At 65.5% G+C, this 25141-nt stretch carries 25 protein-coding genes and 1 tRNA gene; 16 read left to right on the plus strand and 10 right to left on the minus strand.

Features of this window, described 5'->3' with window-relative positions:
• The first annotated feature begins 15 nt into the window (after window positions 1-15).
• Window positions 16-2271, plus strand: coding sequence for a spermidine synthase (locus ACRYLO_RS04820; protein ID WP_482659127.1), 2256 nt, complete (start codon window positions 16-18; stop codon window positions 2269-2271).
• A 4-nt stretch (window positions 2272-2275) separates the two neighbouring features.
• Here ACRYLO_RS04820 and ACRYLO_RS04825 read toward each other — a convergent pair whose 3' ends face one another.
• Entirely contained in the window at window positions 2276-2767 is a 492-nt protein-coding gene (locus tag ACRYLO_RS04825; RefSeq protein ID WP_482659128.1) for a hypothetical protein, read from the minus strand.
• 84 nt (window positions 2768-2851) lie between these two features.
• Here ACRYLO_RS04825 and ACRYLO_RS04830 point away from each other — a divergent pair.
• Both ACRYLO_RS04830 and ACRYLO_RS04835 read left to right on the plus strand, forming a co-directional pair.
• Window positions 2852-2928: transfer RNA gene (locus tag ACRYLO_RS04830), tRNA-Arg, on the plus strand.
• Between the two features lie 97 nt (window positions 2929-3025).
• Window positions 3026-3175 (plus strand): hypothetical protein, encoded by a 150-nt coding sequence (locus ACRYLO_RS04835; RefSeq protein WP_482659129.1) that lies wholly within the window; start codon window positions 3026-3028, stop codon window positions 3173-3175.
• Between the two features lie 2 nt (window positions 3176-3177).
• On the opposite strand, the gene ACRYLO_RS04840 is transcribed toward ACRYLO_RS04835, so the two are convergent.
• Window positions 3178-4569 carry a helix-turn-helix domain-containing protein gene (locus tag ACRYLO_RS04840; RefSeq protein ID WP_482659130.1) on the minus strand — a complete coding sequence of 464 codons (1392 nt, stop codon included), beginning with the start codon at window positions 4567-4569 and terminating at the stop codon, window positions 3178-3180.
• A gap of 99 nt (window positions 4570-4668) precedes the next feature.
• Between ACRYLO_RS04840 and ACRYLO_RS04845 the strand changes: the two genes are divergently transcribed.
• The 12 genes from ACRYLO_RS04845 to ACRYLO_RS04900 all read left to right on the plus strand — a co-directional run bounded on the left by ACRYLO_RS04845 (window position 4669) and on the right by ACRYLO_RS04900 (window position 16013).
• On the plus strand, window positions 4669-6195 hold the full coding sequence (locus ACRYLO_RS04845; RefSeq protein ID WP_482659131.1) for an acyl-CoA carboxylase subunit beta: 1527 nt from the start codon (window positions 4669-4671) through the stop codon (window positions 6193-6195).
• A 53-nt stretch (window positions 6196-6248) separates the two neighbouring features.
• Window positions 6249-6479, plus strand: a complete 231-nt coding sequence (locus tag ACRYLO_RS04850; protein WP_482659132.1) for a hypothetical protein — start codon at window positions 6249-6251, stop codon at window positions 6477-6479.
• A gap of 28 nt (window positions 6480-6507) precedes the next feature.
• Window positions 6508-7281, plus strand: coding sequence for a hypothetical protein (locus tag ACRYLO_RS04855; RefSeq protein ID WP_482659133.1), 774 nt, complete (start codon window positions 6508-6510; stop codon window positions 7279-7281).
• A 16-nt stretch (window positions 7282-7297) separates the two neighbouring features.
• A complete protein-coding gene (gene mce / locus ACRYLO_RS04860) occupies window positions 7298-7717 on the plus strand; it encodes a methylmalonyl-CoA epimerase (RefSeq protein WP_482659134.1) in 420 nt (139 codons plus the stop codon).
• Window positions 7718-7839: 122 nt separating this feature from the next.
• Complete coding sequence (locus ACRYLO_RS04865) at window positions 7840-8619, plus strand: enoyl-CoA hydratase-related protein (protein ID WP_482659135.1); 780 nt, start codon at window positions 7840-7842, stop codon at window positions 8617-8619.
• Window positions 8620-8725: 106 nt separating this feature from the next.
• Window positions 8726-10864 carry a methylmalonyl-CoA mutase gene (gene scpA, locus ACRYLO_RS04870; RefSeq protein ID WP_482659136.1) on the plus strand — a complete coding sequence of 713 codons (2139 nt, stop codon included), beginning with the start codon at window positions 8726-8728 and terminating at the stop codon, window positions 10862-10864.
• Window positions 10861-11442 (plus strand): TlpA family protein disulfide reductase, encoded by a 582-nt coding sequence (locus ACRYLO_RS04875; RefSeq protein WP_482659137.1) that lies wholly within the window; start codon window positions 10861-10863, stop codon window positions 11440-11442. The genes scpA and ACRYLO_RS04875 overlap by 4 nt, the downstream gene beginning before the upstream one ends.
• The gene (locus ACRYLO_RS04880; RefSeq protein WP_482659138.1) at window positions 11439-11792 is read left to right on the plus strand and encodes a hypothetical protein; all 354 of its coding nucleotides are present in this window, start codon (window positions 11439-11441) and stop codon (window positions 11790-11792) included. The genes ACRYLO_RS04875 and ACRYLO_RS04880 overlap by 4 nt, the downstream gene beginning before the upstream one ends.
• Window positions 11789-12784 carry a biotin synthase BioB gene (gene bioB / locus ACRYLO_RS04885; RefSeq protein ID WP_482659139.1) on the plus strand — a complete coding sequence of 332 codons (996 nt, stop codon included), beginning with the start codon at window positions 11789-11791 and terminating at the stop codon, window positions 12782-12784. The genes ACRYLO_RS04880 and bioB overlap by 4 nt, the downstream gene beginning before the upstream one ends.
• 4 nt (window positions 12785-12788) lie before the next feature.
• On the plus strand, window positions 12789-13526 hold the full coding sequence (locus tag ACRYLO_RS04890) for an HNH endonuclease (protein WP_482659140.1): 738 nt from the start codon (window positions 12789-12791) through the stop codon (window positions 13524-13526).
• A 50-nt stretch (window positions 13527-13576) separates the two neighbouring features.
• The gene (locus ACRYLO_RS04895; RefSeq protein WP_482659141.1) at window positions 13577-13837 is read left to right on the plus strand and encodes a DUF2442 domain-containing protein; all 261 of its coding nucleotides are present in this window, start codon (window positions 13577-13579) and stop codon (window positions 13835-13837) included.
• Window positions 13838-13982: 145 nt separating this feature from the next.
• Entirely contained in the window at window positions 13983-16013 is a 2031-nt protein-coding gene (locus ACRYLO_RS04900) for an ATP-binding protein (RefSeq protein ID WP_482659142.1), read from the plus strand.
• 97 nt (window positions 16014-16110) lie between these two features.
• On the opposite strand, the gene ACRYLO_RS04905 is transcribed toward ACRYLO_RS04900, so the two are convergent.
• From ACRYLO_RS04905 to ACRYLO_RS04940, 8 genes are all read right to left on the minus strand, one after another.
• Entirely contained in the window at window positions 16111-17418 is a 1308-nt protein-coding gene (locus ACRYLO_RS04905) for a sensor histidine kinase (protein ID WP_482659143.1), read from the minus strand.
• A 51-nt stretch (window positions 17419-17469) separates the two neighbouring features.
• Window positions 17470-17685 carry a hypothetical protein gene (locus ACRYLO_RS04910; RefSeq protein WP_066662717.1) on the minus strand — a complete coding sequence of 72 codons (216 nt, stop codon included), beginning with the start codon at window positions 17683-17685 and terminating at the stop codon, window positions 17470-17472.
• A 75-nt stretch (window positions 17686-17760) separates the two neighbouring features.
• Window positions 17761-19020 carry an N-succinylarginine dihydrolase gene (locus tag ACRYLO_RS04915; protein ID WP_482659144.1) on the minus strand — a complete coding sequence of 420 codons (1260 nt, stop codon included), beginning with the start codon at window positions 19018-19020 and terminating at the stop codon, window positions 17761-17763.
• Window positions 19007-20017, minus strand: coding sequence for an arginine N-succinyltransferase (locus ACRYLO_RS04920; RefSeq protein WP_482659145.1), 1011 nt, complete (start codon window positions 20015-20017; stop codon window positions 19007-19009). Before ACRYLO_RS04920 ends, ACRYLO_RS04915 begins: the two co-directional genes overlap by 14 nt.
• The gene (locus ACRYLO_RS04925) at window positions 20014-21219 is read right to left on the minus strand and encodes a hydrolase (protein WP_482659146.1); all 1206 of its coding nucleotides are present in this window, start codon (window positions 21217-21219) and stop codon (window positions 20014-20016) included. Before ACRYLO_RS04925 ends, ACRYLO_RS04920 begins: the two co-directional genes overlap by 4 nt.
• Window positions 21220-21299: 80 nt before the next feature.
• Window positions 21300-22247, minus strand: coding sequence for a DUF481 domain-containing protein (locus ACRYLO_RS04930; RefSeq protein WP_482659147.1), 948 nt, complete (start codon window positions 22245-22247; stop codon window positions 21300-21302).
• A 50-nt stretch (window positions 22248-22297) separates the two neighbouring features.
• Complete coding sequence (locus tag ACRYLO_RS04935) at window positions 22298-22798, minus strand: RNA pyrophosphohydrolase (RefSeq protein ID WP_482659148.1); 501 nt, start codon at window positions 22796-22798, stop codon at window positions 22298-22300.
• Complete coding sequence (locus ACRYLO_RS04940) at window positions 22795-23769, minus strand: alpha/beta hydrolase (protein WP_482659149.1); 975 nt, start codon at window positions 23767-23769, stop codon at window positions 22795-22797. The genes ACRYLO_RS04935 and ACRYLO_RS04940 overlap by 4 nt, the downstream gene beginning before the upstream one ends.
• 341 nt (window positions 23770-24110) lie before the next feature.
• Between ACRYLO_RS04940 and ACRYLO_RS04945 the strand changes: the two genes are divergently transcribed.
• On the plus strand, window positions 24111-25136 hold the full coding sequence (locus ACRYLO_RS04945; RefSeq protein WP_482659150.1) for an aspartate-semialdehyde dehydrogenase: 1026 nt from the start codon (window positions 24111-24113) through the stop codon (window positions 25134-25136).
• Window positions 25137-25141: the final 5 nt, after the last annotated feature.

The following is a 25141-nucleotide window of genomic DNA, read 5'->3' on the forward strand; positions in this document are numbered from 1 at the left end:
AGAGAAGGGGAGGCGATGAGCGCCGAAGCAGTCGCCGAACCACAGCCGGGCGCGCCCGGATGGCTGAAGGGCGTGAGCGGCCCGCTGTTCGTCGCCACGATCCTGCTGGGCAGCTTCCTGCTGTTCCTGGTCCAGCCGATGATTGCGCGGATGGCGCTGCCGCGGCTGGGCGGCGCGCCCGCCGTGTGGAACAGCGCGATGCTGATCTATCAGGCGCTGCTGCTGGGCGGCTATGCCTATGCGCACTGGCTGGGCCGCGTGCCGGTGCGGCGGCAGGCGATGATCCATCTGGGCGTGCTGGCGGTCGCGGCATTGTGGCTGCCGATCGGGCTGATGGCGATGCAGATGCCGGCCGATGCCGAGCCGGCGGTGTGGGTGCCGTGGTTGCTCGCCGCGTCGATCGGGCCGCTGTTCTTCGCGATTTCGGCACAGGCGCCGTTGCTGCAGCGCTGGTTCGCCTCGGCGTCGGGCGGGCGTGATCCCTATGCGCTCTATGCCGCGTCGAATGTCGGCAGTTTCGGCGGCCTGATCGCCTATCCGTTGCTGGTCGAACCGGGCATGGCGCTGCACGCGCAAAGCTGGCTGTGGACCGGCGGCTATGTGCTGGTGTTCGTCGCGGTTGCAGCCTGCGCCCTGTTGCTGCCGCGCAAGGCGGCGGACGCGCCGCATGTCCACGCAACCAGCGCCGCGCCGTCGAAGCGGCGCGTGGCGCACTGGATCGCGTTGGCCTTCGTTCCCTCGGGACTGATGCTTGCCACCTCGAGCTTTCTCACCACCGATATCGTGGCGGTGCCGATGCTGTGGGTGCTGCCGCTCGGCCTGTATCTGCTGAGCTTCACGATTGCGTTCGCGACGCGGCGGGCGGTGGCGGTGACGCTGACCCGGTTCGCGCCGATCACGATCCTGTTGTTCGGCGGGCTGATGATTGCGGGGCATAATGCCAATCCCGAGCTGAATGCGTTGATGGCGCTCGCCCTGCTGTTCATGGTCGCGGTGGCGCTGCACACGCATATGTATGATTTGCGGCCCGAGCCGGACCGGCTCACCGGCTTCTACCTCGCCATGTCGGTCGGCGGCGCGCTGGGTGGCGTATTCGCGGCTCTCGTCGCGCCGTTGGTGTTCGACTGGACCTATGAATATCCGATCCTGATCCTCGCCGCCGGGCTGCTCGTGCCGCAGGAGTGGCTGCTGCCGTTCCTCCAGCGGCTATGGGGTGAGCCGGGGCAGGGGCGGCGGGTGCGCGTGCTCGCCGTCGCGCTGGCGGTGGTGCTGATCGTGTGGTTCGGCGTGTCGCAGGGGTCGGACGTCCTTGGCCAAAAGCAGGCGGGCATCCTGTATCTCACGCTTGCGCTGATCGGGCTGTTCACCGTGGGCATGCGGGTGCCGTTCATGATCGTGCTGGCGGGCGCGCTGTTCCTGTTTGGCGGGTTCCGCTCGATCGCGATGAGCTGGCACGGCGATCTGCGCACGCGTAGCTATTTCGGGGTCTATACGATCACCGACCTTGCCGATCAGAAACGGCTGGCACACGGAACCACGCTGCATGGCGTGCAGCTGGTGGGAAATTCCGAGCGACTGAAGCTGCCGACGACCTATTATGTCCCCGGATCGGGGGTGGGGCAGGCGATGCAGGCGCTGCCGCCGTTATATGGCCCGAATGCGCGGGTCGGGGTCGTGGGCCTCGGCACCGGAACGCTCGCCTGTTACGCGAAGCCCGGCCAGTCGTGGCGTTTTTACGAGATTGATCCGGCGGTGGTGCAACTGGCGCGGGGGCCGTTCCGGTTCCTGGAACAATGCCGGCCGGACGCGAAAATCGTGCTGGGCGACGCGCGGGTGCGGCTGAACGACGAACCGGCGCAAAGCCTGGACCTGCTGGTGCTCGATGCCTTCTCGTCCGACGCGGTGCCGATGCATCTGATGACACTGGAGGCGTTCGCGACCTATGATCGCGTGCTGGCCAAGGACGGGCTGCTGTTGGTCCATATCTCCAACCGTTTCCTGGCGCTGGAGCCGGTGGTCGAGCGGGCGGCGACGCTGGGCGGATGGTCGGCGGCGCAACTGACCTATTTTCCGCCGCTGATCGAGGAATTGAACGAGGCAGCGACGTCGGACTGGATCGCGCTGTCGCGCTCGCCGCAGAAGCTGGCCCAGCTGACCGCGCGGGCGGACGGGTGGCGCCGGCTCGAGGGGCGGCCAGGGTTCACGCCATGGACCGACGATTATGCGACGATCCTGCCGGTGCTGCGCAGCCTGAACAAGGATTTGCCCTAGGGATTTAGCTCGCCAGCGCGTCTTCCAGCGCCTGGACCTTCTCCGCCTGCTCGGCCGCGGTGCGGGAGAGGTTGGCGATGGCAGCATCGAGCGCGGGATAGGGTGGCGTACCGGCCTTAAGCCGTTCGGCCGCAGTCTCTTCGAGTGCCGTCACGATCTCCACCGTCTCACCGCGCGCACGATTGAGGTCGGCCAGCGCAATTTGTGCTGCAAGCCAGCTGTCGCTGCCCGGTGCGACGCCGCGCGCCACCGCCACCCGGGATTCGGTTTGCAGCGCGAGCGCGCGGAAGCGGGTGGCGATGCTCTCCGCAGCGGCCACGCGCTCGGCAATACGCGAGTCGAGTGCCGCATTGGGGGTCACGGTCGGGTCGGGGCGGATCACCTCTCCCGCGTCACGCGATTCGATCGGTCGCGGCAGCAGCGAGGGATAGCCGTCCCCGGTGGTGCTGCAGGCGCTGAGCGCTATGGGTAGCGCGAGGAGGGCTGGGTGTCGCATCGCGGCGGGTGTATGCCGCGAAGAAACTCTGCGCAACGGGGTTGCGTTTCGGGAAAACCGCTTCTATCAGCGCCCCTCCACTGCGCACCCGTAGCTCAGCTGGATAGAGCATCAGACTACGAATCTGAGGGTCGGACGTTCGAATCGTTCCGGGTGCGCCATTCAAAGCCCCGCCAAGTCACTGACTGGGCGGGGCTTTGTTGTTTTCGTTGCGTAATGTCTGAATTTTCCGGCGATATTTTGTGCTATGCAGCACGCATGGGGATGTTTCGCGCACTTTATTGCCTGATTCGGGGCCATCGCTGGACGCATAGCCGGACGCGTGAGGGCTATCGCACCTGTAAACGGTGCAAGCGGCGCGAGCCCGACCCCGCTTATGGCCCGGTGGACGCGCGCCAGTCGGACTGACTTTAAAAGCTGTACGGGACGGCGGCGCGGGTATCGGGGTCGATCCGGATCTCGCTGGCCGCGGGGGGGAAGGCGCGCTGGTCGCAATCGGCGCGGGGACAGATGCGGCAGCTGGTGCCGATCGGGGTCGCCACACCGCCCGGGCGCAGGCCATCGGCATAGACGAACTCACCCGCATGCGTTTCTTCACAGCCCAGGGCCACGGCATAGCGGCGCGGGGGGCGGTCGTAGCTGGCCGAGGGTTTGACCAGACCCTTGGCCATGATGACGTACCGCGCGCCGTCGGGTGTTTGCGCGAGTTGCGTCAGAATGCGGTCGGGGATCGCCACCGCCTCATGCACCACCCAAAGCGGGCAGGCGCCGCCGAAGCGCGCAAACTCCAGCGGCGTGGCGGAATGGCGCTTGGTGACGTTCCCGGCCATGTCGACGCGGCAGAAGAAGAAGGGGATGCCCTGCGCGCCGGGCCGCTGAAGCGTGGAGAGGCGGTGGCAGGCCTGTTCGAAGCTGGTGCCGAACCGCTGGCGTAGCCGGTCGATATCGTGGCGCAGCTCGCGCGCGGCATCGCGAAAACGGGTATAGGGCATCAGCAGCGCGCCGGCGGCGTAATTGGCGAGTCCGAGTGCGAGCAGCTCGCGCGCGGCGGGGGAGGCGAGGCCGCTGGCGTCGGCGACGACGCGCATCTCGTTTGCAAACTCCAGGCTGGCGAGCCGTTGGGCGAGCAGGAAGGCGCGGCTTTCGGGCGGGAGCACGCCGCTGATCGTGAGCCGCCGGGAGCGGGCGTCGAAGCGCGACAGGCGCAGATCGTCGTCGCGCGCCTCGTCGATCGCGATGCCGTGCCAGCCGCGCAGCCGGTCCTCGATCGCGCGGGGATGGTCGAAGCTGTCGGCCAGGACCTCGGCGGCGCGGTCGAGCGGGTCGATGTAATTGCCCTCGGCCTGATACCAGTCGCGCACTGCCTCCCACGGCAAGGCACCGCCATGGCCGGCACCGGTTTCGACCTTGTCGTCGAGCACGCGCAGCTGCGCCTGGCTGCGGCGCCATGCATCGTGGAGCGCGACCATGCGGCGGGTGAGGGCGGGGTGTTTTTCGACGCCCCGGCGGACGGCGGCTTCGTCCAGCGTATCGGCGGCGATGCTGGTGTCGGTTGCTGCCTCGATCGCACGGACCAGGGCCGCGGTGCCGTCGTCAGGCCCGACTTCGCCCCATTGTTCGGGAAACTCACGGCTTAGCGCGACCAGCACTGCCGGCGTCAGCGGGCGCTCCTCATTCTCGATCTGTGAGAGATAGCTGACCGAGACGCCGAGCCGGGCGGCGAGCGCCGCCTGTGGCAGCGCCAGCCGCTTGCGCAGGTCGCGGACCCGATGACCGGCGAAGAGGCGACGACGTTGTTCCATTGCCGCAGGATATATGCAGAGTCTTAAGATGCAACTTCGCAACATTGCATTTGCATGCGGACCGATGTCCTGTGCAGGGACCGGCCAAGGGAGTGTGCCATGTCTTCGACGATCGCGGAACTCGAACGCCGCCGCGCTGCGGCCCGGCTGGGCGGGGGCCAGAAGCGGATCGACGCGCAGCACGCCAAGGGAAAGCTGACCGCGCGCGAGCGGCTGGAGGTGCTGCTCGACGCGGGATCGTTCGAAGAGCTCGATATGTATGTCGAGCATAATTGCGTCGATTTCGGGATGCCGGAGCAGATCGTGCCGGGCGACGGCGTGGTCACCGGCAGCGGCACGATCAACGGTCGCCTTGTGTTCGTGTTCTCGCAGGATTTCACGGTGTTCGGCGGGTCGCTGTCGGAACGGCACGCGCAGAAGATCTGCAAGATCATGGACATGGCGATGAAGGTCGGCGCGCCCGTGATCGGCCTGAACGACAGCGGCGGCGCGCGCATTCAGGAGGGCGTTGCGAGCCTTGCCGGCTATGCCGAGGTGTTCCAGCGCAATGTGCTGGCATCAGGTGTGGTGCCGCAGATTTCATTGATCATGGGGCCGTGCGCAGGTGGTGCGGTCTATTCTCCCGCGATGACCGACTTCATCTTCATGGTGAAGGATTCATCGTACATGTTCGTCACCGGCCCGGATGTAGTGAAGACCGTTACCAACGAGATCGTCACGCAGGAGGAACTGGGCGGAGCTGTGACGCATACCACGAAGTCGGGCGTTGCCGATGTGGCGTTCGAGAATGATATCGAGGCGCTGCTGGCGGCGCGCGACTTCGTGGACTTCCTTCCCGCGAGCAATCGCGAACCTGTGCCCGAACGGCCATGCAGCGACCCGTGGGACCGCATCGAGGACAGCCTCGACACGCTGATCCCGCCGAGCGCGAACCAGCCCTACGATATGCACGAGCTGATCCGGAAGACGGTCGATGAGGGCGACTTTTTCGAGGTGCAGCCGACGCATGCCGGCAACATCATCATCGGCTTTGGCCGGATCGAGGGGCGCACCGTCGGCATTGTTGCGAACCAGCCGATGGTGCTGGCGGGCGTGCTCGACATCAATTCGAGCAAGAAGGCGGCGCGGTTCGTGCGCTTCTGCGATGCGTTCGAGGTTCCGATCGTGACGTTTGTCGACGTGCCGGGCTTCCTGCCGGGCGTCGGGCAGGAGCATAGCGGTATCATCAAGCACGGCGCGAAACTGCTGTTCGCCTATGCCGAGGCGACGGTGCCCAAGATCACGGTGATCACGCGCAAGGCCTATGGCGGTGCCTATGACGTGATGGCGTCGAAGCATCTGCGCGGGGATTTGAACTATGCCTGGCCGACGGCGGAGATCGCGGTGATGGGCGCGAAGGGCGCGGTCGAGATCATCTTTCGCGGCAAGACGCCCGAAGAGATCGCGGAGAAGACTGCGGAATATGAGGCGCGCTTCGCCAACCCGTTCGTCGCGGCGAGCAAGGGGTTTGTCGACGAGGTGATCATGCCGCATTCGACCCGGCGCCGGATCGCGCTGGGGCTACGGAAGCTGAGGAACAAGAGCCTCGAAAATCCGTGGAAGAAGCATGATAATATTCCACTCTAGCCTTAGCGCGGCTGGTTGGCGATTTGGTAGGGAACAGGTGGTAGCCATGCCCCATGATCGGACTGGGCTTCATTCTGCTCGCGATTGCGGCCTTCGGCGTGTTCAAGGCCAGCGGCGTTCTGTCGGACGGGTTGCTATCCGATCATATCCGTGTGCGCGGCGAGGTCATCGCTCGGCGGGATCGACCGCTGCGTTTTGCGCGGGAACTGTTGAGCGCAGCGGTGGTGCTAGTGGCGGCGCTTTACATCGGCTTCCTGGGGTTTTCGTTTCTGATGGCGACGTGACTGCGCTTGGGCGCGCCGAGTTCTCATCGTGAGTTTCGGTCGCCTAAATTATGTCGGCATCGCATTGGCGGCCGCATTGGCGGGCTGCCAGCAACCACCGGAAAGCGGCAACACGACCGCGCCAACGTCGTCCGCGACCCCTACGCCGACCGGCGTCCGCGCCTTGCCCGAGTCTGAGCAACTCAAGCTCGCCTTCCGCACCGCCTATGGCAAGGATGGTGCGGCGCAGGTGCAGGAAGACGATGCGGGTGTCATCAATGTGAAGCCGGGCCAGCTGTTGTGGACCGGCGATACTGCAGTGCTGCTGAGCCCTGGCGCGAATGAGTCCGACTGCCATGCCTGTTCGGGGGCGCTGGCGATCGCTTATCTGAAGCCACAGGGCGACGGGTTTGCGGTGACGGGCCAATGGCCGACGCTGGTGCGTGGCTCCGGCTGGGGTGCGGAGCCGGAGTGGCGCGTGACTAACGAATTCACCGACAACCCGGCGATCTATGTCGAAAGCGGTGACACGGCGCAGGGCTATTCGTGCGGCGGGGCGTCGATCACCGAGTTGAAGCCCGATGGGCCGGTCCAGTCGGAGCGGGTATGGCTGTCGTCATCGAATGAGGGCGCGGTCGATGAGACGACCGGCAAGACTTTTGGCGGCGAACCGCTGATCCGGCTTGAGGGCAAGATCACCGATATCGTGAAGGGCAAGTCGTTCGCGGTGCAGGCGAGCGGGACGGCGAAGTTCGTCGAACGCTATGAATATCGCGATGGCAAGTTCATGCCGGTCCAGAAGGAGTCGCGGCTGTCATGTTGAACCGGGAAGTGACGCCATGAAACTCGGCCGCCTGAACCATATCGGCGTTGCGACGCCGTCGATCGTGGACTCGATCGCCTTCTATCGCGATGTGATGGGGGCGGAGACGATCCATGAACCCTTCGACCTGCCGGCGCAGGGGGTGAAGGTGTGTTTCGTCGATACGCCGAACACGCAGATCGAACTGATCGAGCCGCTGGGCGCGGACTCGCCGATCCACGGGTTTCTGGCGAAGAACCCGGCGGGCGGGCAGCATCACCTGTGCTACGAAGTCCCGGATATTCACGCGGCCAAGGCGTGGTTCGAGGGCAAGGGCGCGCGGGTGTTGGGCGAGCCGCGCATCGGGGCGCATGGGACCTTGATCTTCTTCGTCCATCCGCGCGACATGGGCGGGGTGCTGACCGAGATCATGGAGAGCCCGCGTGCTAGCCACTAATTGCCACCCCGGCCTTGTGCCGGGGTCCACCGGGCGGCAAGCGCGGGTGTTGATGGTGAGCGATGCGCGTGTGGATGAGTGGACCCCGGAACAAGTCCCGGGTGACGAAGGGGGTTTTGCGAATGTCTGACGACAGCGTCCTTTACAGCCTCGAAGAAGGCGTCGCGACGATCCGCCTCAATCGGCCCGAGCGGCTGAATGCGGTGACGTTCGACATGCTCGACCTGATCCGCGCGTCGTTGCTGCGCGCGGTGAATGAGGGCGCGCGGGCGGTGCTGCTGACCGGCGAAGGGCGGGCGTTCTGTTCGGGCGCGGATCTGGCCGGGCGGATGGATCGCGGGCCGGTCGATCCGGCCGAGAGCCTGGAGTTTCATTACAACCCGCTGGCCGAAACGCTGTCGAAGCTGCCGATCCCGATCGTCACCGCGATCAACGGGCCGGCGGCGGGTGCTGGCGTCGGCATCGCGCTGGGCGGCGACATCGTGGTGATGGCGAAGAGCGCCTATCTGCTGCTGGCGTTCAGCAATATCGGGCTGGTGCCCGATTGCGGCGCGACGTGGCTGGTCGCCAAGTCGGCGGGGCGGGCCAAGGCGCTGGAAATGGCGCTGCTGGGCGAGAAGATGTTCGCCGATGACGCCAAGGATGCGGGGCTGGTCGCGCGCGTGGTCGAGGACGACGCGCTGATGGCGGAGGCAGGCAAGCTCGCTGCGACGCTGGCGGCCAAGCCGACCATCGCGCTGGGCCTGATCCGCGCGCAGATCAAGGCGGCGCTCAACAACACGCTGTCGGAAACGCTGAGCGTTGAGGCGGCACATCAGCGGATTGCGGGCAAGACCGAGGATTTTCGCGAAGGCGTGATGGCGTTCCTCGGCAAGCGGGCGCCGGAGTTCAAGGGTAAGTGAGCTACGTACCGCCCTCCGTTTGCCCTGAGCCTGTCGAAGGGCCGGGCATGACCGAAATGACGGGGGCGGTGCTTCGACAAGCTCAGCACAAACGGATGTTTCGCGTATGACCGACAAGCCCACCCCCGCCGAGTGGAAGGCGCTGGCCGACAAGGAAGTGAAGGGCCGCGACCTGACGTGGCACACGCCGGAGGGGATTGACGTCAAGCCGCTCTATACGGCGGAGGATGTGACGGCGGACCCCGGCCTGCCGGGTTTCGCGCCGTTCACGCGCGGGGTGCGGGCGTCGATGTATGCCGGGCGGCCCTGGACGATCCGGCAATATGCGGGCTTTTCGACCGCCGAGGAATCCAACGCATTCTATCGCCGCAACCTGGCGGCGGGGCAGAAGGGGCTCTCGGTCGCGTTCGATCTGGCGACGCATCGCGGATACGACAGCGATCATCCGCGCGTGACCGGCGATGTCGGCAAGGCGGGCGTCGCGATCGACAGCGTCGAGGACATGAAGATCCTGTTCGACGGGATCCCGCTCGACCAGATGTCTGTTTCGATGACGATGAACGGTGCGGTGATCCCGATCCTTGCCTTCTTCATCGTCGCGGGGGAGGAGCAGGGGGTCGATCAGAGCCTGCTCGATGGGACCATTCAGAACGACATTCTGAAGGAGTTCATGGTCCGCAACACCTACATCTACCCGCCCGAGCCGTCGATGCGGATCATTTCAGATATTTTTGCATATACGTCGGCCAACATGCCGAAATTCAACAGCATTTCGATCTCCGGCTATCATATGCAGGAGGCCGGGGCGACGCAGGTGCAGGAGCTGGCCTTCACCATCGCCGACGGCATGGAATATGTGAAGTACGGCGTTGCCAGCGGCCTCGACATCGACAAATTTGCCGGGCGGCTCAGCTTCTTCTTCGCAATCGGTATGAACTTCTTCATGGAAGTCGCTAAATTGCGGGCGGCGCGGGTGTTGTGGCATCGCGTGATGACCCAGCTGGGCGCGAAGGATGAGCGCAGCAAGATGCTGCGGACCCACTGCCAGACCAGCGGCGTGTCGCTGACCGAGCAGGACCCGTACAACAACGTCATCCGCACGACGATCGAGGCGATGGCGGCGATGCTGGGCGGGACGCAGAGCCTGCACACCAATGCGCTGGACGAGGCGATTGCGCTGCCGACCGATTTCTCCGCGCGGATCGCGCGCAATACCCAGCTGGTGATCCAGGAAGAGACGGGGATGACCAATGTCGTCGATCCGCTGGGCGGCAGCTATTATGTCGAGGCGCTGACGCAGGAGCTGGTCGACAAGGCGTGGGCGATCATCGAGCGGGTCGAGGCCGAGGGCGGGATGGCCAAGGCGGTTGCCGCCGGCTGGCCCAAGGCGATGATCGAGGAAGCCGCCGCCGCCACCGCCGCGCGGATCGACCGGGGCGAGCAGGTGATCGTCGGGGTCAACAAATACCGCAAGGCCGAGGAAGACCCGATCGACATTCTCGACGTCGACAACCACGCCGTGCGCGAGGCACAGGTGGCGCGGATCGCGCGGGTCAAGGCGGAGCGCGACGAAGCGGCGTGTCAGGCGGCGCTGGATGCGCTGCGTGAGGGCGCGCGGGGCAATGGCAATCTGCTCGAACTGGCGGTCGTGGCGGCGCGGCACCGCGCGACGCTGGGCGAGATCAGCACGGCGATGGAGGATGTGTTCGGGCGGCACGGGACGGTGCCGACCCCGGTCAAGGGCGTCTATGGCGGCGCCTATGACGCGGACCAGAGCTGGGAGCGGCTGAAGGGCGGCGTCGCCGCGACGGGGCGGCGGCTGGGCCGCGCGCCGCGGATGCTGGTCGCGAAGATGGGGCAGGATGGGCATGACCGCGGGGCCAATCTGGTCTCCTCTGCGTTCGGCGATCTGGGCTTCAAGGTCGTGCCCGGCCCGTTGTTCCAGACGCCGCAGGAAGCCGCCGAGCTGGCGCTGGCCGAGGATGTCGATGTGGTCGGGGTCTCCAGCCTGGCGGCGGGGCACAAGACGCTGATCCCGCAGCTGATCGGCCATCTGCGCGATGCGGGGCGTGCCGACATCAAGGTGATCGCGGGCGGGGTGATCCCGGCGCAGGATTATCAGATCCTGCGCGACGCGGGCGTTCAGGCGATCTTTGGCCCGGGCACCAATCTGGTCAATGCTGCGGCGGAGGTGCTGACCCTGCTCGGCCATAATATGCCGCCGGAAAAGGAGGCTGCGGAGTGATCGTTGCTGCAAATCGCCTATGCATGGCCGTGGCCCTGGCGGCAGCACTGCTGATCGGCAACGCTGTCGGTGCGCAGCAAAGTGCACCGACGGCGGGCAGGTCGATCGCGACGATCGCCAAGGTGCCGCTGACATCAAAGGGCGGCGCATCGATCCAGCTGGGGTCGCGCGTTGCACCGGGCAAGCCGACCTTGATCGCGTTCTGGGCAAGTTGGTGCATGCCCTGTCTGGTCGAGGCACCCTATCTCAGAAAGATCAGGGCCGAACTCGGCGATCGATACAACTTCATCTATATCAATCGCCGGGAGGGAAACCCGGACCCCGATCAACCACAGGCCGCGATGACGCAGTTTCTGAGCCGGTCGGGGCTGGGTGACACCGATTACGTGATTGCCGACGTGCCGGCCTACCGCACGCTCATCGGGAAAGACCTGCGCGATATCCCGGAAGGGAAGGTCGGGCTTCCGCGCATCTACCTGTTCGACCGGCACGGTCGGCAGATCTACACCTCCTACGGCTTTTCGCCGGCGGAAGGCCCAGCGTTGGAGCGGCTGGTCAGGCAGGCTGTCGCGAAATGAGCGCGGAGGTCGTCAAGCCGGACCCGGAGCCCGGGTTCGACAAAGAGATGCTGCTCTACGATTATTCGAAGCATCTGCTGTCGCTGGCGTTGTTGGGCCTTGGCGGCATTCTGTCGATCGCGCAGTCGCCGCAGGGGCAGAAGATTCCCGGACCCATTATTGCGGGACTGACCGTGTTTCTGGCCATTTCGGGGCTGTGCGCGCTGAGCTGTACGGCGTCGATTTTGCGTTCGCGTCAGCGTAACGTGCCGGTACCGCGCTCCGCTTGGCTGACCAATCAGGGGGCGATGATGTTCCTGGGCATCGGGGTCGGCGGCTTTCTTTACTCTTGGATCAAGGTTTTGATGTGAGCACCCGTACCGACTGGACCCGCGACGAGATCGCCGCGTTGTTCGACCTGCCGTTCATGGAGCTGGTCTATCAGGCCGCCACCGTCCACCGCGCACATTTCGCGGCGGATGAGGTGCAGCTGTCGACGCTGCTCAGCATCAAGACCGGCGGGTGTCCGGAGGATTGCGGGTACTGCAACCAGTCGACCCATGCCGAGACGGGGCTGAAGGCGACCAAGCTGATGGATGTGCGCGCGGTGCTCCAGGCGGCGGCGCAGGCGAAGGATAATGGCTCGTCGCGCTTCTGCATGGGCGCGGCGTGGCGCAACCCCAAGGACCGCGACATGCCCGCCATCGTCGAGATGGTACGCGGGGTGCGCCAGATGGGCATGGAAACCTGCATGACGCTGGGCATGCTGACCGAGGGGCAGGCGGCGCAGCTCGCCGATGCCGGACTGGATTACTACAACCACAATATCGACACGTCGCCCGAACGCTATGCCGAGGTGATCACCACGCGGACGTTCGAGGACCGGCTGGAAACGCTGGACCATGTGCGCGAGGCGGGGATCAACGTGTGCTGTGGCGGGATCGTCGGGATGGGCGAGACGCGGGCGGATCGCGTCGGCTTTATCCACGCGCTGGCGACGCTGCCCATGCATCCCGAGAGCGTGCCCGTGAACGCGCTGGTGCCGGTCAAGGGCACGGTGCTGGGCGACATGCTCCACGACACGCCGCTGGCGAAGATCGACCAGATCGAGTTCGTGCGCACGGTCGCGGTGGCGCGGATCACGATGCCGGAATCGATGGTGCGCCTCTCCGCCGGGCGCGAGAGCATGAGCGATGAGACGCAGGCCTTGTGCTTCATGGCGGGGGCAAACTCGATCTTCACCGGCGACAAGCTGCTGACCACCGGTAATGCTGGCGACGACAAAGACGCGGCGTTGTTTGCTCGGCTCGGGATGCGGGCGATGGCGGGTGAGGTGAAGGCGGAGCTGGAGGCGGCGGAGTGAGCCAATGGAACTTGTAACTCAACAAGACCAAATCATGGATAATGCACAGATTCTTGCGGATGCGATCCATGATGGAAATCTTGATAGGGACGAGGCTAGTGATCTCGTGGCTCGGGGGAAGGTGTTTTTACCCTTTCGTTATGGACCCTCCCTCGTTTTTGCGCCGGCAAAATTCGTCGGGTACGCGAATAATTCGGTAAAATCCTATCGTAAATCAGTCGGTACCAGAAGTGGAAGCGTTGCGCGGGCTGCAATAACGCGGGTTCTTGGATTCGACGCCTTGGAGAATGAGCCTCTCGAGCTGCAGCTTTCCAACTACTGCGAACAAATCGGGGTGCGTTTGCAGGCAAATAAGCATAGCTTTTGGATTACGCGATCAGCAGAAAGGCAGATACAGAATGATCGATCTGCCATAAATGACATCGAAACTGATTTTGGAAACGAAGATCCAGAATATAGGAAGCGTATGGCTGGTTCGTATGTGCGTGACCAGCGCATCCGCAAGAGGGTTTTGGAAAGGGCGAATGGCCGTTGCGAGTATTGTGGCTCATCAAGTTTTCTTACTGTAAGCGGAAATCCATTTCTTGAGGCCCATCATGTTATTAGTCTTTCGGAAGAGGGCGCTGATACGATGGGGAATGTTATCGCTCTCTGTCCGAACGATCATCGGCAGGCTCATTTTGGCGAGAATTGGAAATCGTTGCAGGAAGAGTTCTCAAAAATCATACGGGACAAGGTTTGAGATTGTCGCGATGAATGAGCAGAATCGAACCACGGTTGTGGAGGCGTGGCATGAATATTTCGGCTAAAGTCACCGACGAGCGGGTGCTGGACATCCGCTGCGACGCGCACAGCCCGATCGTCGATCTGATGGATGGACGCACCATCTCGGCGCCGCTCGCCTGGTATCCCCGCTTGTTGCGCGCGACGGTCGAGCAGCGGGCGAAGTGGGAGCTGGCGGGCGCGGGTTACGGCATCCACTGGCCGGAGATTGACGAGGATCTAAGTACCGAGGGGCTGCTGCGCAGTGCGCCGGCACCGAAGGTAGCGTGAACGCCGAGAAGTACGAACTTGACGAGTTAAATCCCCCTCCCGCTCGCGGGAGGGGTTAGGGGAGGGCCTGTCCCTCACAACAGATTGCACCGCGTGCGGACAGGCCCTCCCCCGGCCCCTCCCGCAAGCGGGAGGGGAGTGAAGGGTGTTCAAGAAAATCCTGGTCGCCAATCGTGGTGAGATTGCCTGCCGCGTATTCCGCACCGCCAAGCGGATGGGGATCGCCACCGTCGCGGTCTATTCCGATGCCGATGCGCGGGCGCCGCATGTGTTGATGGCGGACGAGGCGGTGCGGCTGGGGCCGGCGCCTGCCAGCGAGAGCTATCTCAAGGCTGAGCTGATCCTGGCCGCGGCCAAGGCTACCGGCGCGGATGCGATCCATCCGGGCTATGGCTTCCTGTCGGAGCGCGAGAGCTTTGCCAAGGCGTGTGCGGAGGCGGGGATCGCCTTTGTCGGGCCACCGGCCAATGCGATCGCGGCGATGGGGGACAAGATCGAGTCCAAGAAGCTCGCCAAGGCGGCGGGGGTCAATGTCGTTCCCGGCTATCTGGGCGAGATTGCCGATACCGACGAGGCGGTGAAGATCGCGAGCGAAATTGGCTTTCCGGTGATGATGAAGGCGTCGGCGGGCGGCGGCGGCAAGGGGATGCGGCTGGCGTGGAGCGAGCAGGACGTTCGCGAGGGCTTTGAGGCGACCAAGCGCGAGGGGCTGGCGTCGTTCGGCGATGATCGCGTGTTCATCGAGAAGTTCATCGAACAGCCGCGCCATATCGAGATCCAGCTGATCGGCGACCAGCATGGCAATATCGTCTATCTCGGCGAGCGCGAATGTTCGATCCAGCGGCGGCACCAGAAGGTGGTCGAGGAAGCGCCATCGCCCTTCGTCACGCCCGAGATGCGCCGCAAGATGGGCGAGCAGGCGGTCGCGCTGGCGCGGGCTGTTGGGTATTATAGCGCCGGGACGGTCGAGCTGATCGTCAGCGGCGCCGACAAGACCGGGGAGGGGTTCTACTTCCTGGAGATGAACACGCGACTGCAGGTAGAGCATCCGGTGACCGAGGCGATCACGGGGCTCGATCTGGTCGAGCAGATGATCCGGGTCGCGGCGGGCGAGCGGCTGGCGTTTACGCAGGATGAGGTGACGCTGACCGGCTGGGCGATCGAGAATCGCGTCTATGCCGAGGATCCGTATCGCGGGTTTCTGCCGAGCACCGGGCGGCTGGTGCGCTATGCGCCCCCGGCGGCGCAGGAGACTCCCTATGGCGCTGTCGGCGGGGAGGGCTATGTCCGCGTCGACGATGGCGTTGCCGAGGGGGGCGAGGTCAGCATGTTCTATGACCCGATGATCGCCAAGCTGATCACCTGGGCACCGACGCGCGAGGAGGCGGCGGATCTGCAGGTCGCGGCGCTCGACCGGTTCGAGCTGGAGGGGCTGGGCAACAATATCGATTTCCTGTCGGCGCTGATGCAGCATCCGCGCTTCCGGTCGGGGGCGCTGACCACCGGTTTTATCGCGGAGGAATATCCCGAGGGGTTCGAGGGCGCTCCGGCCGATGCGGCGCTGCTGCGCAAACTCGCGGCGGTGGCGACGGTGCTGGACCTGATTCAGGCTGCGCGGGCGGTGGAGATTTCGGGGCAGCTTGCGACGCCGACCCTGTCGAGCGCGCGCGTCGTGCTGATCGGCGCCGAGCGGTTCGACATCAGTGTCGATAGCCATGCCGGAGGGATGCTGGTCAATTTCGACCCGAACGAGGCGCCGCTCGACATTGCCACTGGCTGGCAGCCGGGGCAGCGGCTCGCGCAATTCCGTATCGATGGCGAGGAATTGTTGAGCGTCGGGGTCAAGCGCACCCGCGCCGGGTGGATGCTGCGCGCACGCGGTGCGTCGCATAACGTGAAGGTCTATGCGCCGCGCGTTGCGGAACTTGCCCGCCACATGATCGAGAAGATTCCGCCGGACATGAGCCGGTTCCTGCTCGCGCCGATGCCGGGGCTGCTGACGCGGATCGAGGTGGGCGAGGGCGAGAAGGTCGAGGCCGGGCAGCCGCTGGCGGTGGTCGAGGCGATGAAGATGGAGAATATCCTGCGCGCCGAGAAGGCAGGCGTGGTCAAGGCGATCAACTTTGCCGCGGGCGACAGCCTGGCGGTGGACGCGGCGATTTTGGAGTTTGAGTGAGGCGCAGGGGCGCGGGCTCTACGAAGAAACAGAAGAGGACCCTCCCTAACCCCTCCCACAAGCGGGAGGGGCTAAGAAGAGAGCGGTCGCTCCTGCCTCACGCCATCGGCGGGGATGCGGGCAGGACCACAGTGATGCGCAGGCCGCCGATCGGAGAGTTGCTCGCCTCGATCCGGCCGTGATGCCCTTCCACGATTGCGCGGGCGGTGGCGAGGCTGAGGCCCGATCCGCCGGGCGTATCCTTGGCATTGGCGCGGTAGAAGGGTTCGAACAATTGCTGGGCGAGCTGCACGTCGATGCCCGGCGCATTGTCGTCGACGATGAGGCGCCACGCGTCGCGCTGGCTTTCGAGGCCGAGGACGATGCGGCCGCCGCGCGGGACATAGCGCATGCTGTTTTCGATCAGCGCGCCGAACAATTGCTCGATCCGCTCGGCGTCCCATTTCACCAGGATGGTATAGGGGGGCAGGTTGCTGGTTTCGAGCCGCACGCCGGCCGCCTCGGCGCGCTTGCTGTGGCTCCAGATCGCGTTGTGGATCAGCGCGCGGGGATCGACATCGGCAAAGCGCAGCGGGAGGCGGCCCAGATCGGCGAGCGCGACGGCGTGCAGGTCCTCGGCCATGCGCGCGAGGCGGTTCTGGTCGGCTTCGATCGCCGCCTTGAATTCGGGTTCGGCGGTCAGGGCTTCCTGCAACGTTTCGAGGCGTCCGCCGAGTGAGGCAATCGGCTCGCGCAGCTCTTCTGCGATCATCACCAGCCAGGTGCGACGCGCCGTTTCGATCCGTTCGAAGCGGTTGGCGATACGGCGCAAATTGCGCATCGTGCCGACAATCTCACGCGGGCCGCGCTCTTCGAAATGAATGTCGCCATCGCCATCGGCCACCTCATGGCTGAGCCGCAGCAGTTCCTGCTGTGGTCTCGACCAACGTCCCGCAAGCCAATACGCGACCCCGAGCAGCAGGGCGAGGATGCCCGCCAGGATCGCGCCGATGCCGATATAATGGTCGCGCAGCAACGCGCGGTCGCGGTCGCTGAGCTGTGGCGGGCGCACGACGCGGGCACGCGCTACGGTCGTGCCGTTGACGACGACCGGGCGCTCGATCAGCGCCGGACCCGCAACCGGACCGCCGAGCAGCCGGTCGCCAGCGCCGACAATGGCCACGCGATTACCCAGAATGATCGGATCGCGCTTATCCAGCTCTGCGACGATGCGGTCGAACGGTTTGCCCGCCGTCGCCGCTTCAGCTGCCAGCGCGGCAAAGGTTTCAAGATGCTCGACATCGCGATTGCGTAGCAGGCGCTCGCTGCTGGTGTAGACGTTCCACAACAGCAGCCCACCCGCCACCGCCACGATCAGCAGCGCCTGCGCCGCCAGTGCCGTGAACATGCCCCGAAACAACCGCACTCTCATCTCCCCATCCGGCCCGTCCCCCGACAGGCCGTCCGATAAAATTGCCTATTCGATCCCGGCATCGAGCGAATCGAGGATCCGCGCGCCCGCCATGAACACCGCGATGGGGCAGACCGCGAACAGCAGCCATCCGCCAAAGCCGGGATATTGCTCCAGATAGTGAATGCCGCGATCGACCGCCCCGACCCCAAGGCCGTAGATCACGGCAAACGCCTCGAATCTGGTCTTGATGGTGAAGAGGCGTTTGATGCGTGACAGCATGGAAATCGTTACGCAAGACCCGGGCCAAATACGGAATTGGCGGGTTTCGCGTTAACGGCTATGGTTACCTGTCAATTAACCCGACAGATTCGCCGGATCGATGCCGAGCGCGTCGAGCAGGGCGGCCCGCGCGGCGGCGATATGGGCGATGAGCGCGGGGTCGCCAATTTGATCCTGTGCGATTCCCGCGGGCCAGTGCGCCTCGATCACTGTAGCGATCCGGTCGAGCTTGGCTGAATCGACCAGGAAGCGGGGATCGACGGTGGCGGGGTCCGCGACGACGCGCAGGCGCAGGCAGGCAGGGCCGCCGCCATTGGCCATCGACTGGCGCACGTCGACCACCTCCAGATGCCGGATCGGGCCATTGCCAGCAACGTGGCGCTGGAGCCAGCCCCATACGGACGGTGTATCGCGGGCCTCGGTGGGCAGGATGAGCCCGGTCTCGCCACCGGGCAGCGTCACCAGCTGGGCATTGAACAGATAGGAACTGATCGCGTCAGCGAGGCTGACCTCTGCTGCGGGAACCTCGACGATCTCGACGCGGGGCATCAGGCGGCGCAGGTCGGCGTAGAAGGCGTCCTTGTCGGCGAAGGCCAGTTCGTGCGCGAACAGGACGTTGGCGTTGGCCACGGCCACGACGTCGTTGTGGAAGGCGCCGGCGGCGATCGCTTCTTCCGATTGCTGGACGAACAGCGTCCGTTCGGGGTCGAGGCCGTGTCGGCGGGCCACGGCTGCGCTGGCTTCGCGATGCTGGCGCGCGGGGAAGGGGCCGCCGCTGACGCCATAGACGAAGATCTCGATGCCCGGCGCGTCATGCTCGGGGGCCAGGCGCATGTGATTGGCCGCGCCCTCATCTCCGAACGGGGCGGGGACGGGACCGTGGACGCGGAAGGCGTCGTGCGCGAAGGCTAGGCGGAGTTGGGCGAGCGTTTCGGGCCACTCATGGCTGCGATGCGGCATCGTCACGAGGTTGGCGACGGTCAGGTGGCAGCGGCCATCGGCGGTGTCGGGCGCGGGGGACACGGTTGCGGCGTTGGCGGCCCACATTGCCGAGGCCGACAGCGCCTGTGCCTGAAGGTGCGGCGCGGCTTCGGCGTAGTCGGTGGCAAGGCTGTCGAGCCAGCGATGGTCGGGGCGGGCATGGGGCAGGAGGATGCCCTGGGTCAGCCCGAGCGCCAGGTTGGCGCCCATCTTCGCGATCCCCTGCAGCGCGGCCGCACGGGGTTGCGACACCGCGCCCTGATTGCGCGTGGCGGCGAGGTTGCCGTGGCTGAGGCCGGCGTAATTGTGGCTCGGCCCGATGATGCCATCGAAGTTGATCTCAACGCGGGGCATGGCACACGTCCTGCCCCGCCGTGACGTCGAGCAAAGCGGCGGCGGCGGGGTCGAGCGTCACGCCCTCCGCTCCACACGTGATCCGACCATGACAGGCGCGGAAGTCGCCGAGCGTGCCGCGGGCGATGATACTCGCGTCGCCGCCTGGTGCGATGTCCGCGACCGGTTGGGTCCGGCAGTCGCGGATCGTCATCACATGGTCGGTCCGGGCGGTCATCGTCGGGCCGCCGTCGAAGATGTCGATGTAATTCTCGAACGCGAACCCTTCATGCTCCAGCATCCGCATCGCCGCACGGCCGGAGGGGTGGGGGACGCCGATCACGCTGCGGGCATGTTCGGTGAGCATCGCGGTATAGACCGGGTGGCGCGGCATCAGGTCGGCGATGAACTGGTTGCCGTGGATCGCGTTGAATTCGTCAGCTTGCTGGAAGCTCATCCCGAAGAAGCGGCCCGCGACGCCGTCCCAAAAGGGCGATCCGCCGGCCTCGTCGATCACCCCGCGCAGCTCGGCGAGGATGCGGTCGGCGAAACGTGCACGGTGCATCGCGATGAACAGGTAACGGCTGCGCGCGAGCAGCATGCCGAGGCCCCCGGCGCGCTCGCCCGGGTGGAGGAACAGACCACCGACCTCGCTTGCGCCCTCCAGATCGTTGACGAGGTTGAGGATTTCGGCGCGGAAGGTGCGATTGAGCGCCTCGCTATGCTTGGTCACCGTGCCCATGCGGTACGAGTAAAAGGGCCAGCGCTGGCCGACCTGGGTGAAGATCTGGCAGGTGCCGCGCACCTCCTGCGTCGCGGTGTTTTCGAGGACGAGGACGAACAGCTCATCCTTCTTCGCATCGTCGGTGCGCGCGAACGCCTCGGCGCTGCGCTCGAGCTTGGTCTTGAGCGCTGGTTTTTCGGGGGGGAGGTTGGTGAAGCCGCCGCCGGTGAGCTTGGCCATCTCGTAGAGATGCTGAAGGTCGTCGGCGCGGGCGGGGCGGATGATGAAGGTCATACGCGGCCCTTTTCGATGATGCGCAGGATGGTCAGCGCCGAGAGGGCGGCACGTTCGGGCAGGCTGTCGGGGATCAGAAATTCCTCCTGCGAATGAATGGCGCCGCCGCGCGCGCCCATCGTGTCGACGACGGGCACGCCGCACGCGGCGATGTTGTTGCCGTCGCACACCCCGCCGGTCGCCTTCCACGCGACGGGGATGTCGAGATCGGCACCGGCTTGCTTGACCAGGCCGAACAGCCGTTCGGCCCCCGGGTCGAGCGGTTTGGGCGGGCGGTTGAAGCCGCCATGGACATGAACCGACACGTCGTGTTCGGCAGCAATCGCGTCGGCGAGGGCTTGGACGGCTGCTCCGGCGCGCTGGATGGCGTCGGGCGAGGCGGGGCGGAAATTGACGCGCAGGATCGCGAGATCGGGGACGACATTGTTCGGCCCGCCCCCTTCGATCCGTGCCGGGTTGACGGACAGGTCGTCGGTCATCAGCTGCGATAGGCGCAGTGCGAGATCGGCGGCGGCGACCAGCGCGTTCCGGCCGTCGCGCGGGTTGCGACCGGCATGCGCGCTGCGCCCGCGCACGACGATCGAGAAGTTGCCCGTGCCGCCGCGCGCGCCCGCCAGCGTGCCGTCGGGCAGCGCGGGTTCATAGGTGAGCGCCGCGACCTTGTTCTTCGCGGCCTGTGCGATCAGCGCTGCCGAGGCGAAGGAGCCGGTTTCCTCATCGGAGTTAATCACGACCTCGTAACCGAAGCGCGCGGCGGCGGGCGTATCCTCGACCGCGCGAAGGGCGGCGAGCATCAGTGACAGCCCGCCCTTCATGTCCGCCGCGCCGGGGGCGTTGAGGATGCCGTCGGGCAACCAGGTCGCGGTCTGGAATGGGTGATCGGCGGGGAAGACGGTGTCCATGTGACCGGTGAAAAGCATCTGCACCGGGGCCTCAGGCCGCACGCACAGATGCAGATGGCGGCCATGGGCGAGCGATTGCACGGTGCCGCTATTATCGACCATCTCGACCGGCGCGGGTTCAACCAGCGCTAGGTTGCCCGGCAGTGCGGCAAAGGCGTCGGCAAGCAGCCCTGCCATCGTCGTCAGCCCATCGAGGTTGCGGGTGCCACTGTTGACCGCGACCCAGCGCTCGACCTGCGCCAGCATCGGTGCGGCGCGGGCCGCCTCGACGGCGGCGGCTTCGATTGCGTTCAGCCCCATGGGGGTGGTCTATCGGCTGATCTCAGCGGGGTGAACCCCCGGCGTCGGAAAAGTATCAAAAGATACCGGTGTTCGGCGCGTCAGAAATCCACCAGCAGCGACGCGCGGGTCGTCGTGTCGGTGCTTTTGCGACCATTTGGCGGCGCGCTTTCATAGTTTACCGCATAGGACATCTGGGTCGAAAACGGGCCGAACAGCTTGACGCGCAGCGCGGATTTGCCGGTGATCGTGCTGTTCTGCTGCTCGACGAATGCCGAGGCGTCCTGGCTGAAGGTCACGCCCCTGCTGATCTTCCAATCCAGGTCGAGCTTGCCGCGTGCGGCGATCTGCCGTTCGGTCGGCGCGGTCACGAACTCGGTGTAGCGGAAAGCCGGGCCGAGCTCGAGGTCGAGCGTCAGCGCGGGCGACTTGACCGCAGAATAGCCCGCTCCGGCCGAGATCGCATAACGCTCGTCAAAGCCGAGGAACCGGTCGCTTTCGAACTGTGCCGCGCCATAGACATAGGCGCGGTCGTCGATCTTCCAATTGGGCTCGTACGCCGCGAGATAGCGCTCGCGCACCGTCTGACCGAGGCTTTCCTGATAATCGGCCTGCACGCGGAACTTGTGGCGCCAGCGCAGCGCTTCGCGCTTGAGATCGAGAATGCCGGTCAGGCCGAGCGTTTCGGTATTGCCGGTGGTGAAATAGCCGCCCAGCTCCGCGCGGCCCTTGACTAGGTCGAGAAACTTGGCCTCGCGCAGACGCCGTTCGGCCGCTTCCTTGCGTTCGCGCTTCCATGCACTTGCCGTCTTTTCAAACTGGGCGGCGCGCTCCTTGTCGGCGGCCTTGGCATATTTGACGATCGCGTTGACCGCGCCCTCGTCACCCGCCTTCATCGCCGCATCCAGCATCGCCTTTACCTCCGACGAGCGCTCGACCGACTGATTGGGCGGTGGGGGCGGGGCGGCCTCCTGCGGCGCGGTGCCGGTCGTGTCGGTGTTGGCCAGCAGCAGCGGGGCTGCGAGCAGAAGGAACAGGAAGCTGCGCATGTAACCGGTTACTACCCGATTCCCGGCCAAAGATCGAGTGCGGTTCGGCATTACCGTACACCCCCCTGCTCGAGGCCGAGCGGCTCGGCGAAAATGCGCAGGATGTCGAGATAGAGATCACGTTTGAACGGCACGATCACGTCCGGAAGCTCCCGCGGGTCGAGCCAGCGCCACGCGCGAAACTCGGGCTCGGCGGTGGCGATGTCGATCGCCTCGTCCCCGGCGGTCAGGTGGAACAGGAACCAGCGCTGGCGCTGGCCGCGCCATTTGCCCTTCCACACCTTGCCGATCAGGTCGTCGGGCAGGTCATATTCCAGCTCGATCTCCGGCGCGGCGAGCAGTTCGACATGGTCGCGCTGGACCCCGGTTTCCTCCCACAGCTCGCGATAGGCGGCGTCGAGCGGGTCTTCGCCGGGATCGATCCCGCCTTGCGGCATCTGCCACGCCTCCAGCGTCGAATCGAGCCGCTGGCCGACGAACACCTGGCCCTCGCGGTTGAGCAGGATCACCCCGGCGCAAGGGCGATAGGGAAGGGCAGCACGGTCGATCATGCGGCGGCCTGCGCCATCACGCGGTTCGCCTCAGCCTCGGTCAGCAGTGCGCGGAACGCGACGAGCATGCCCGCGACATCGCCCTGGGCGGAGGGGATCGCGCGGCGCAGGGTGATGAAGCCGTGGATATTGCCCACGGCCTCACGGAACACGACCGGCACGCCTGCCGCCGCGAGCGCGCCGGCATAGGCGCGGCCCTGATCGCGGATCGGATCGAGGCTGGCGGTGAGGACGAGCGCGGGGGGCAGCCCCTCCAGCGTTGCATGCCGCATCGGCGAGGCGCGGGGATGTTCGACATCGGCGGCATAGCATTCGTTGAACCACGCCATACCCTCGGCGGTGAGCAAATAGCCTTCGCCAAAATGGTCAGCGGACGGGTAGTCGCCGCTGAAATCGGCGGCGGGGTAGATCAGCAGCTGGCCGATCACCGGCACCGCGGCGGGGGCGTCGCGCAGATCGATCGCGGCAACCGCGGCGATCTGGCCCCCGGCGCTGTCGCCCGCCAGCGCGATCGCGGTGACCGCACGGCCCAGCTCGGCCGGGTTTGAGGCGACCCAGCGCGCCGCTGCCTCGCAATCATCCGATGCGGCAGGCCAAGGGTTTTCGGGTGCCAGGCGATAGTCGATCGATACGACCGGCAGATCTAGCTGGCGGCTGATTTCCGCGGTGAAGTTCGCATGGCTATCGATGCTGCCAATGACGAAACCGCCGCCATGGAAGAACAGCACGACCGGGCCGGGTTCACGGCGTTCGCGCACGTCGAATAGGCGGGCGGGGATTGGGCCGGCGGGGCCGGGGATGGTGAGGTCCTTGATCGTCGCCAGCTCTCCCAGCGGCAGGTCGACCAGATCCTTCATCGCCAGATATTGCGCGCGATACGCCTCGGGCTGGGGCGGCGAGGGCATTTGCGGCATCGCGGCGAGCATGTCGAGAAAGGCGCGGGTGTCGGGACGGACGAAATGGTTGGCCAAGATCGGGTCTCCTCTTATGTGCCGGGTCATAGGCGAGGCGACGCGCCGTCGTCCACCGCACAACCCGCTTCAGCACCCAACCCTTGCTTTGCTGTAAGAAAAGAAGAATTTCACTGTCCCGCGCGCAATAGTGCTGCTAGGGGCGCGGCGATGTTTCGAAAACGGCCCATTATCACCACCCGGCCCGCGACCCGCCGCTGACAGGCCCGTCGCGTCGGTTCGGGTATCCGCCGCGAAACATTTCCGAAGGCTGGCCATGCAGGGCCGCTGACTTCCCACCGAAGAATGACTATGTGCCTGCCCGTATTCCGGGCGGCTCGACCGCATGAAAGGGTCTATTGATGGGTTATCGTGTCGTAGTCGCAGGCGCCACCGGCAATGTCGGGCGCGAGATGCTCGCCATTCTGGCCGAGCGCGAGTTTCCGATCGACGAGCTGGCGGTGCTCGCCTCCTCGCGCTCGACCGGCGACATGGTCGATTTCGGCGACACCGGGAAACAGTATAAGATCCAGAATATCGAGCATTTCGACCCCACCGGCTGGGACATGGCGCTGTTCGCGATCGGGAGCGAGGCGACCAAGGTTCACGCACCGCGCTTCGCCAAGGCGGGCTGCACCGTGATCGACAATTCGTCGCTCTATCGCATGGACCCCGACGTGCCGCTGATCGTGCCGGAAGTGAACCCGGAGGCGATCGACGGCTACAAGGCCAAGAACATCATCGCCAACCCGAACTGCTCGACCGCGCAGATGGTCGTCGCTTTGAAGCCGCTGCACGATGCCGCGACGGTCAAGCGCGTGGTCGTCGCGACCTATCAGTCGGTGTCCGGCGCGGGCAAAGAGGGGATGGACGAGCTGTTCGAACAGTCGCGCAACATCTTTGTCGGCGACAGCGCCGAGGCGAGGAAGTTTACCAAGCAGATCGCGTTCAACGTGATCCCGCATATCGACAGCTTCCTGGACGACGGATCGACCAAGGAAGAGTGGAAGATGGTGGTCGAGACCAAGAAGATCCTCGACCCCAAGGTCAAGGTGATCGCCACCTGCGTCCGCGTGCCGGTGTTCGTCGGCCATTCCGAGGCGGTGCATGTCGAGCTGGAGCGCGAGCTGTCGGCGGAGGACGCGCAGAGCATCCTGCGCGAGGCGCCCGGGATCATGCTGGTCGATAAGCGCGAGGATGGCGGGTACGTCACGCCGGTCGAGTGCGTCGGCGACTATGCGACCTTTGTCAGCCGGGTGCGCGAGGATTCGACGGTCGAGAACGGCCTCGCCTTCTGGTGCGTCAGCGACAATCTGCGCAAGGGCGCGGCGCTGAATGCGGTGCAGATCGCCGAACTGCTGGGCCGTCGTCACCTGAAGAAGGGCTGAGCGCC

Source organism: Sphingomonas sp. SDUR79, assembly GCF_056821745.1.

Coding starts and splice junctions, on each gene's coding strand:
- ACRYLO_RS04840 (WP_482659130.1), bottom strand. CDS start 4,569: ATGGAACAACGTCGTCGCCTCTTCGCCGGTCATCGGGTCCGCGACCTG.
- ACRYLO_RS04935 (WP_482659148.1), bottom strand. CDS start 22,798: ATGATCGACCGTGCTGCCCTTCCCTATCGCCCTTGCGCCGGGGTGATC.
- ACRYLO_RS04820 (WP_482659127.1), top strand. CDS start 16: ATGAGCGCCGAAGCAGTCGCCGAACCACAGCCGGGCGCGCCCGGATGG.
- ACRYLO_RS04825 (WP_482659128.1), bottom strand. CDS start 2,767: ATGCGACACCCAGCCCTCCTCGCGCTACCCATAGCGCTCAGCGCCTGC.
- ACRYLO_RS04920 (WP_482659145.1), bottom strand. CDS start 20,017: ATGACCTTCATCATCCGCCCCGCCCGCGCCGACGACCTTCAGCATCTC.
- ACRYLO_RS04845 (WP_482659131.1), top strand. CDS start 4,669: ATGTCTTCGACGATCGCGGAACTCGAACGCCGCCGCGCTGCGGCCCGG.
- ACRYLO_RS04930 (WP_482659147.1), bottom strand. CDS start 22,247: ATGCGCAGCTTCCTGTTCCTTCTGCTCGCAGCCCCGCTGCTGCTGGCC.
- ACRYLO_RS04945 (WP_482659150.1), top strand. CDS start 24,111: ATGGGTTATCGTGTCGTAGTCGCAGGCGCCACCGGCAATGTCGGGCGC.
- ACRYLO_RS04890 (WP_482659140.1), top strand. CDS start 12,789: ATGGAACTTGTAACTCAACAAGACCAAATCATGGATAATGCACAGATT.
- mce (WP_482659134.1), top strand. CDS start 7,298: ATGAAACTCGGCCGCCTGAACCATATCGGCGTTGCGACGCCGTCGATC.
- ACRYLO_RS04915 (WP_482659144.1), bottom strand. CDS start 19,020: ATGCCCCGCGTTGAGATCAACTTCGATGGCATCATCGGGCCGAGCCAC.
- ACRYLO_RS04895 (WP_482659141.1), top strand. CDS start 13,577: ATGAATATTTCGGCTAAAGTCACCGACGAGCGGGTGCTGGACATCCGC.
- ACRYLO_RS04865 (WP_482659135.1), top strand. CDS start 7,840: ATGTCTGACGACAGCGTCCTTTACAGCCTCGAAGAAGGCGTCGCGACG.
- ACRYLO_RS04880 (WP_482659138.1), top strand. CDS start 11,439: ATGAGCGCGGAGGTCGTCAAGCCGGACCCGGAGCCCGGGTTCGACAAA.
- scpA (WP_482659136.1), top strand. CDS start 8,726: ATGACCGACAAGCCCACCCCCGCCGAGTGGAAGGCGCTGGCCGACAAG.
- ACRYLO_RS04910 (WP_066662717.1), bottom strand. CDS start 17,685: ATGCTGTCACGCATCAAACGCCTCTTCACCATCAAGACCAGATTCGAG.
- ACRYLO_RS04925 (WP_482659146.1), bottom strand. CDS start 21,219: ATGGGGCTGAACGCAATCGAAGCCGCCGCCGTCGAGGCGGCCCGCGCC.
- ACRYLO_RS04850 (WP_482659132.1), top strand. CDS start 6,249: ATGATCGGACTGGGCTTCATTCTGCTCGCGATTGCGGCCTTCGGCGTG.
- ACRYLO_RS04835 (WP_482659129.1), top strand. CDS start 3,026: ATGGGGATGTTTCGCGCACTTTATTGCCTGATTCGGGGCCATCGCTGG.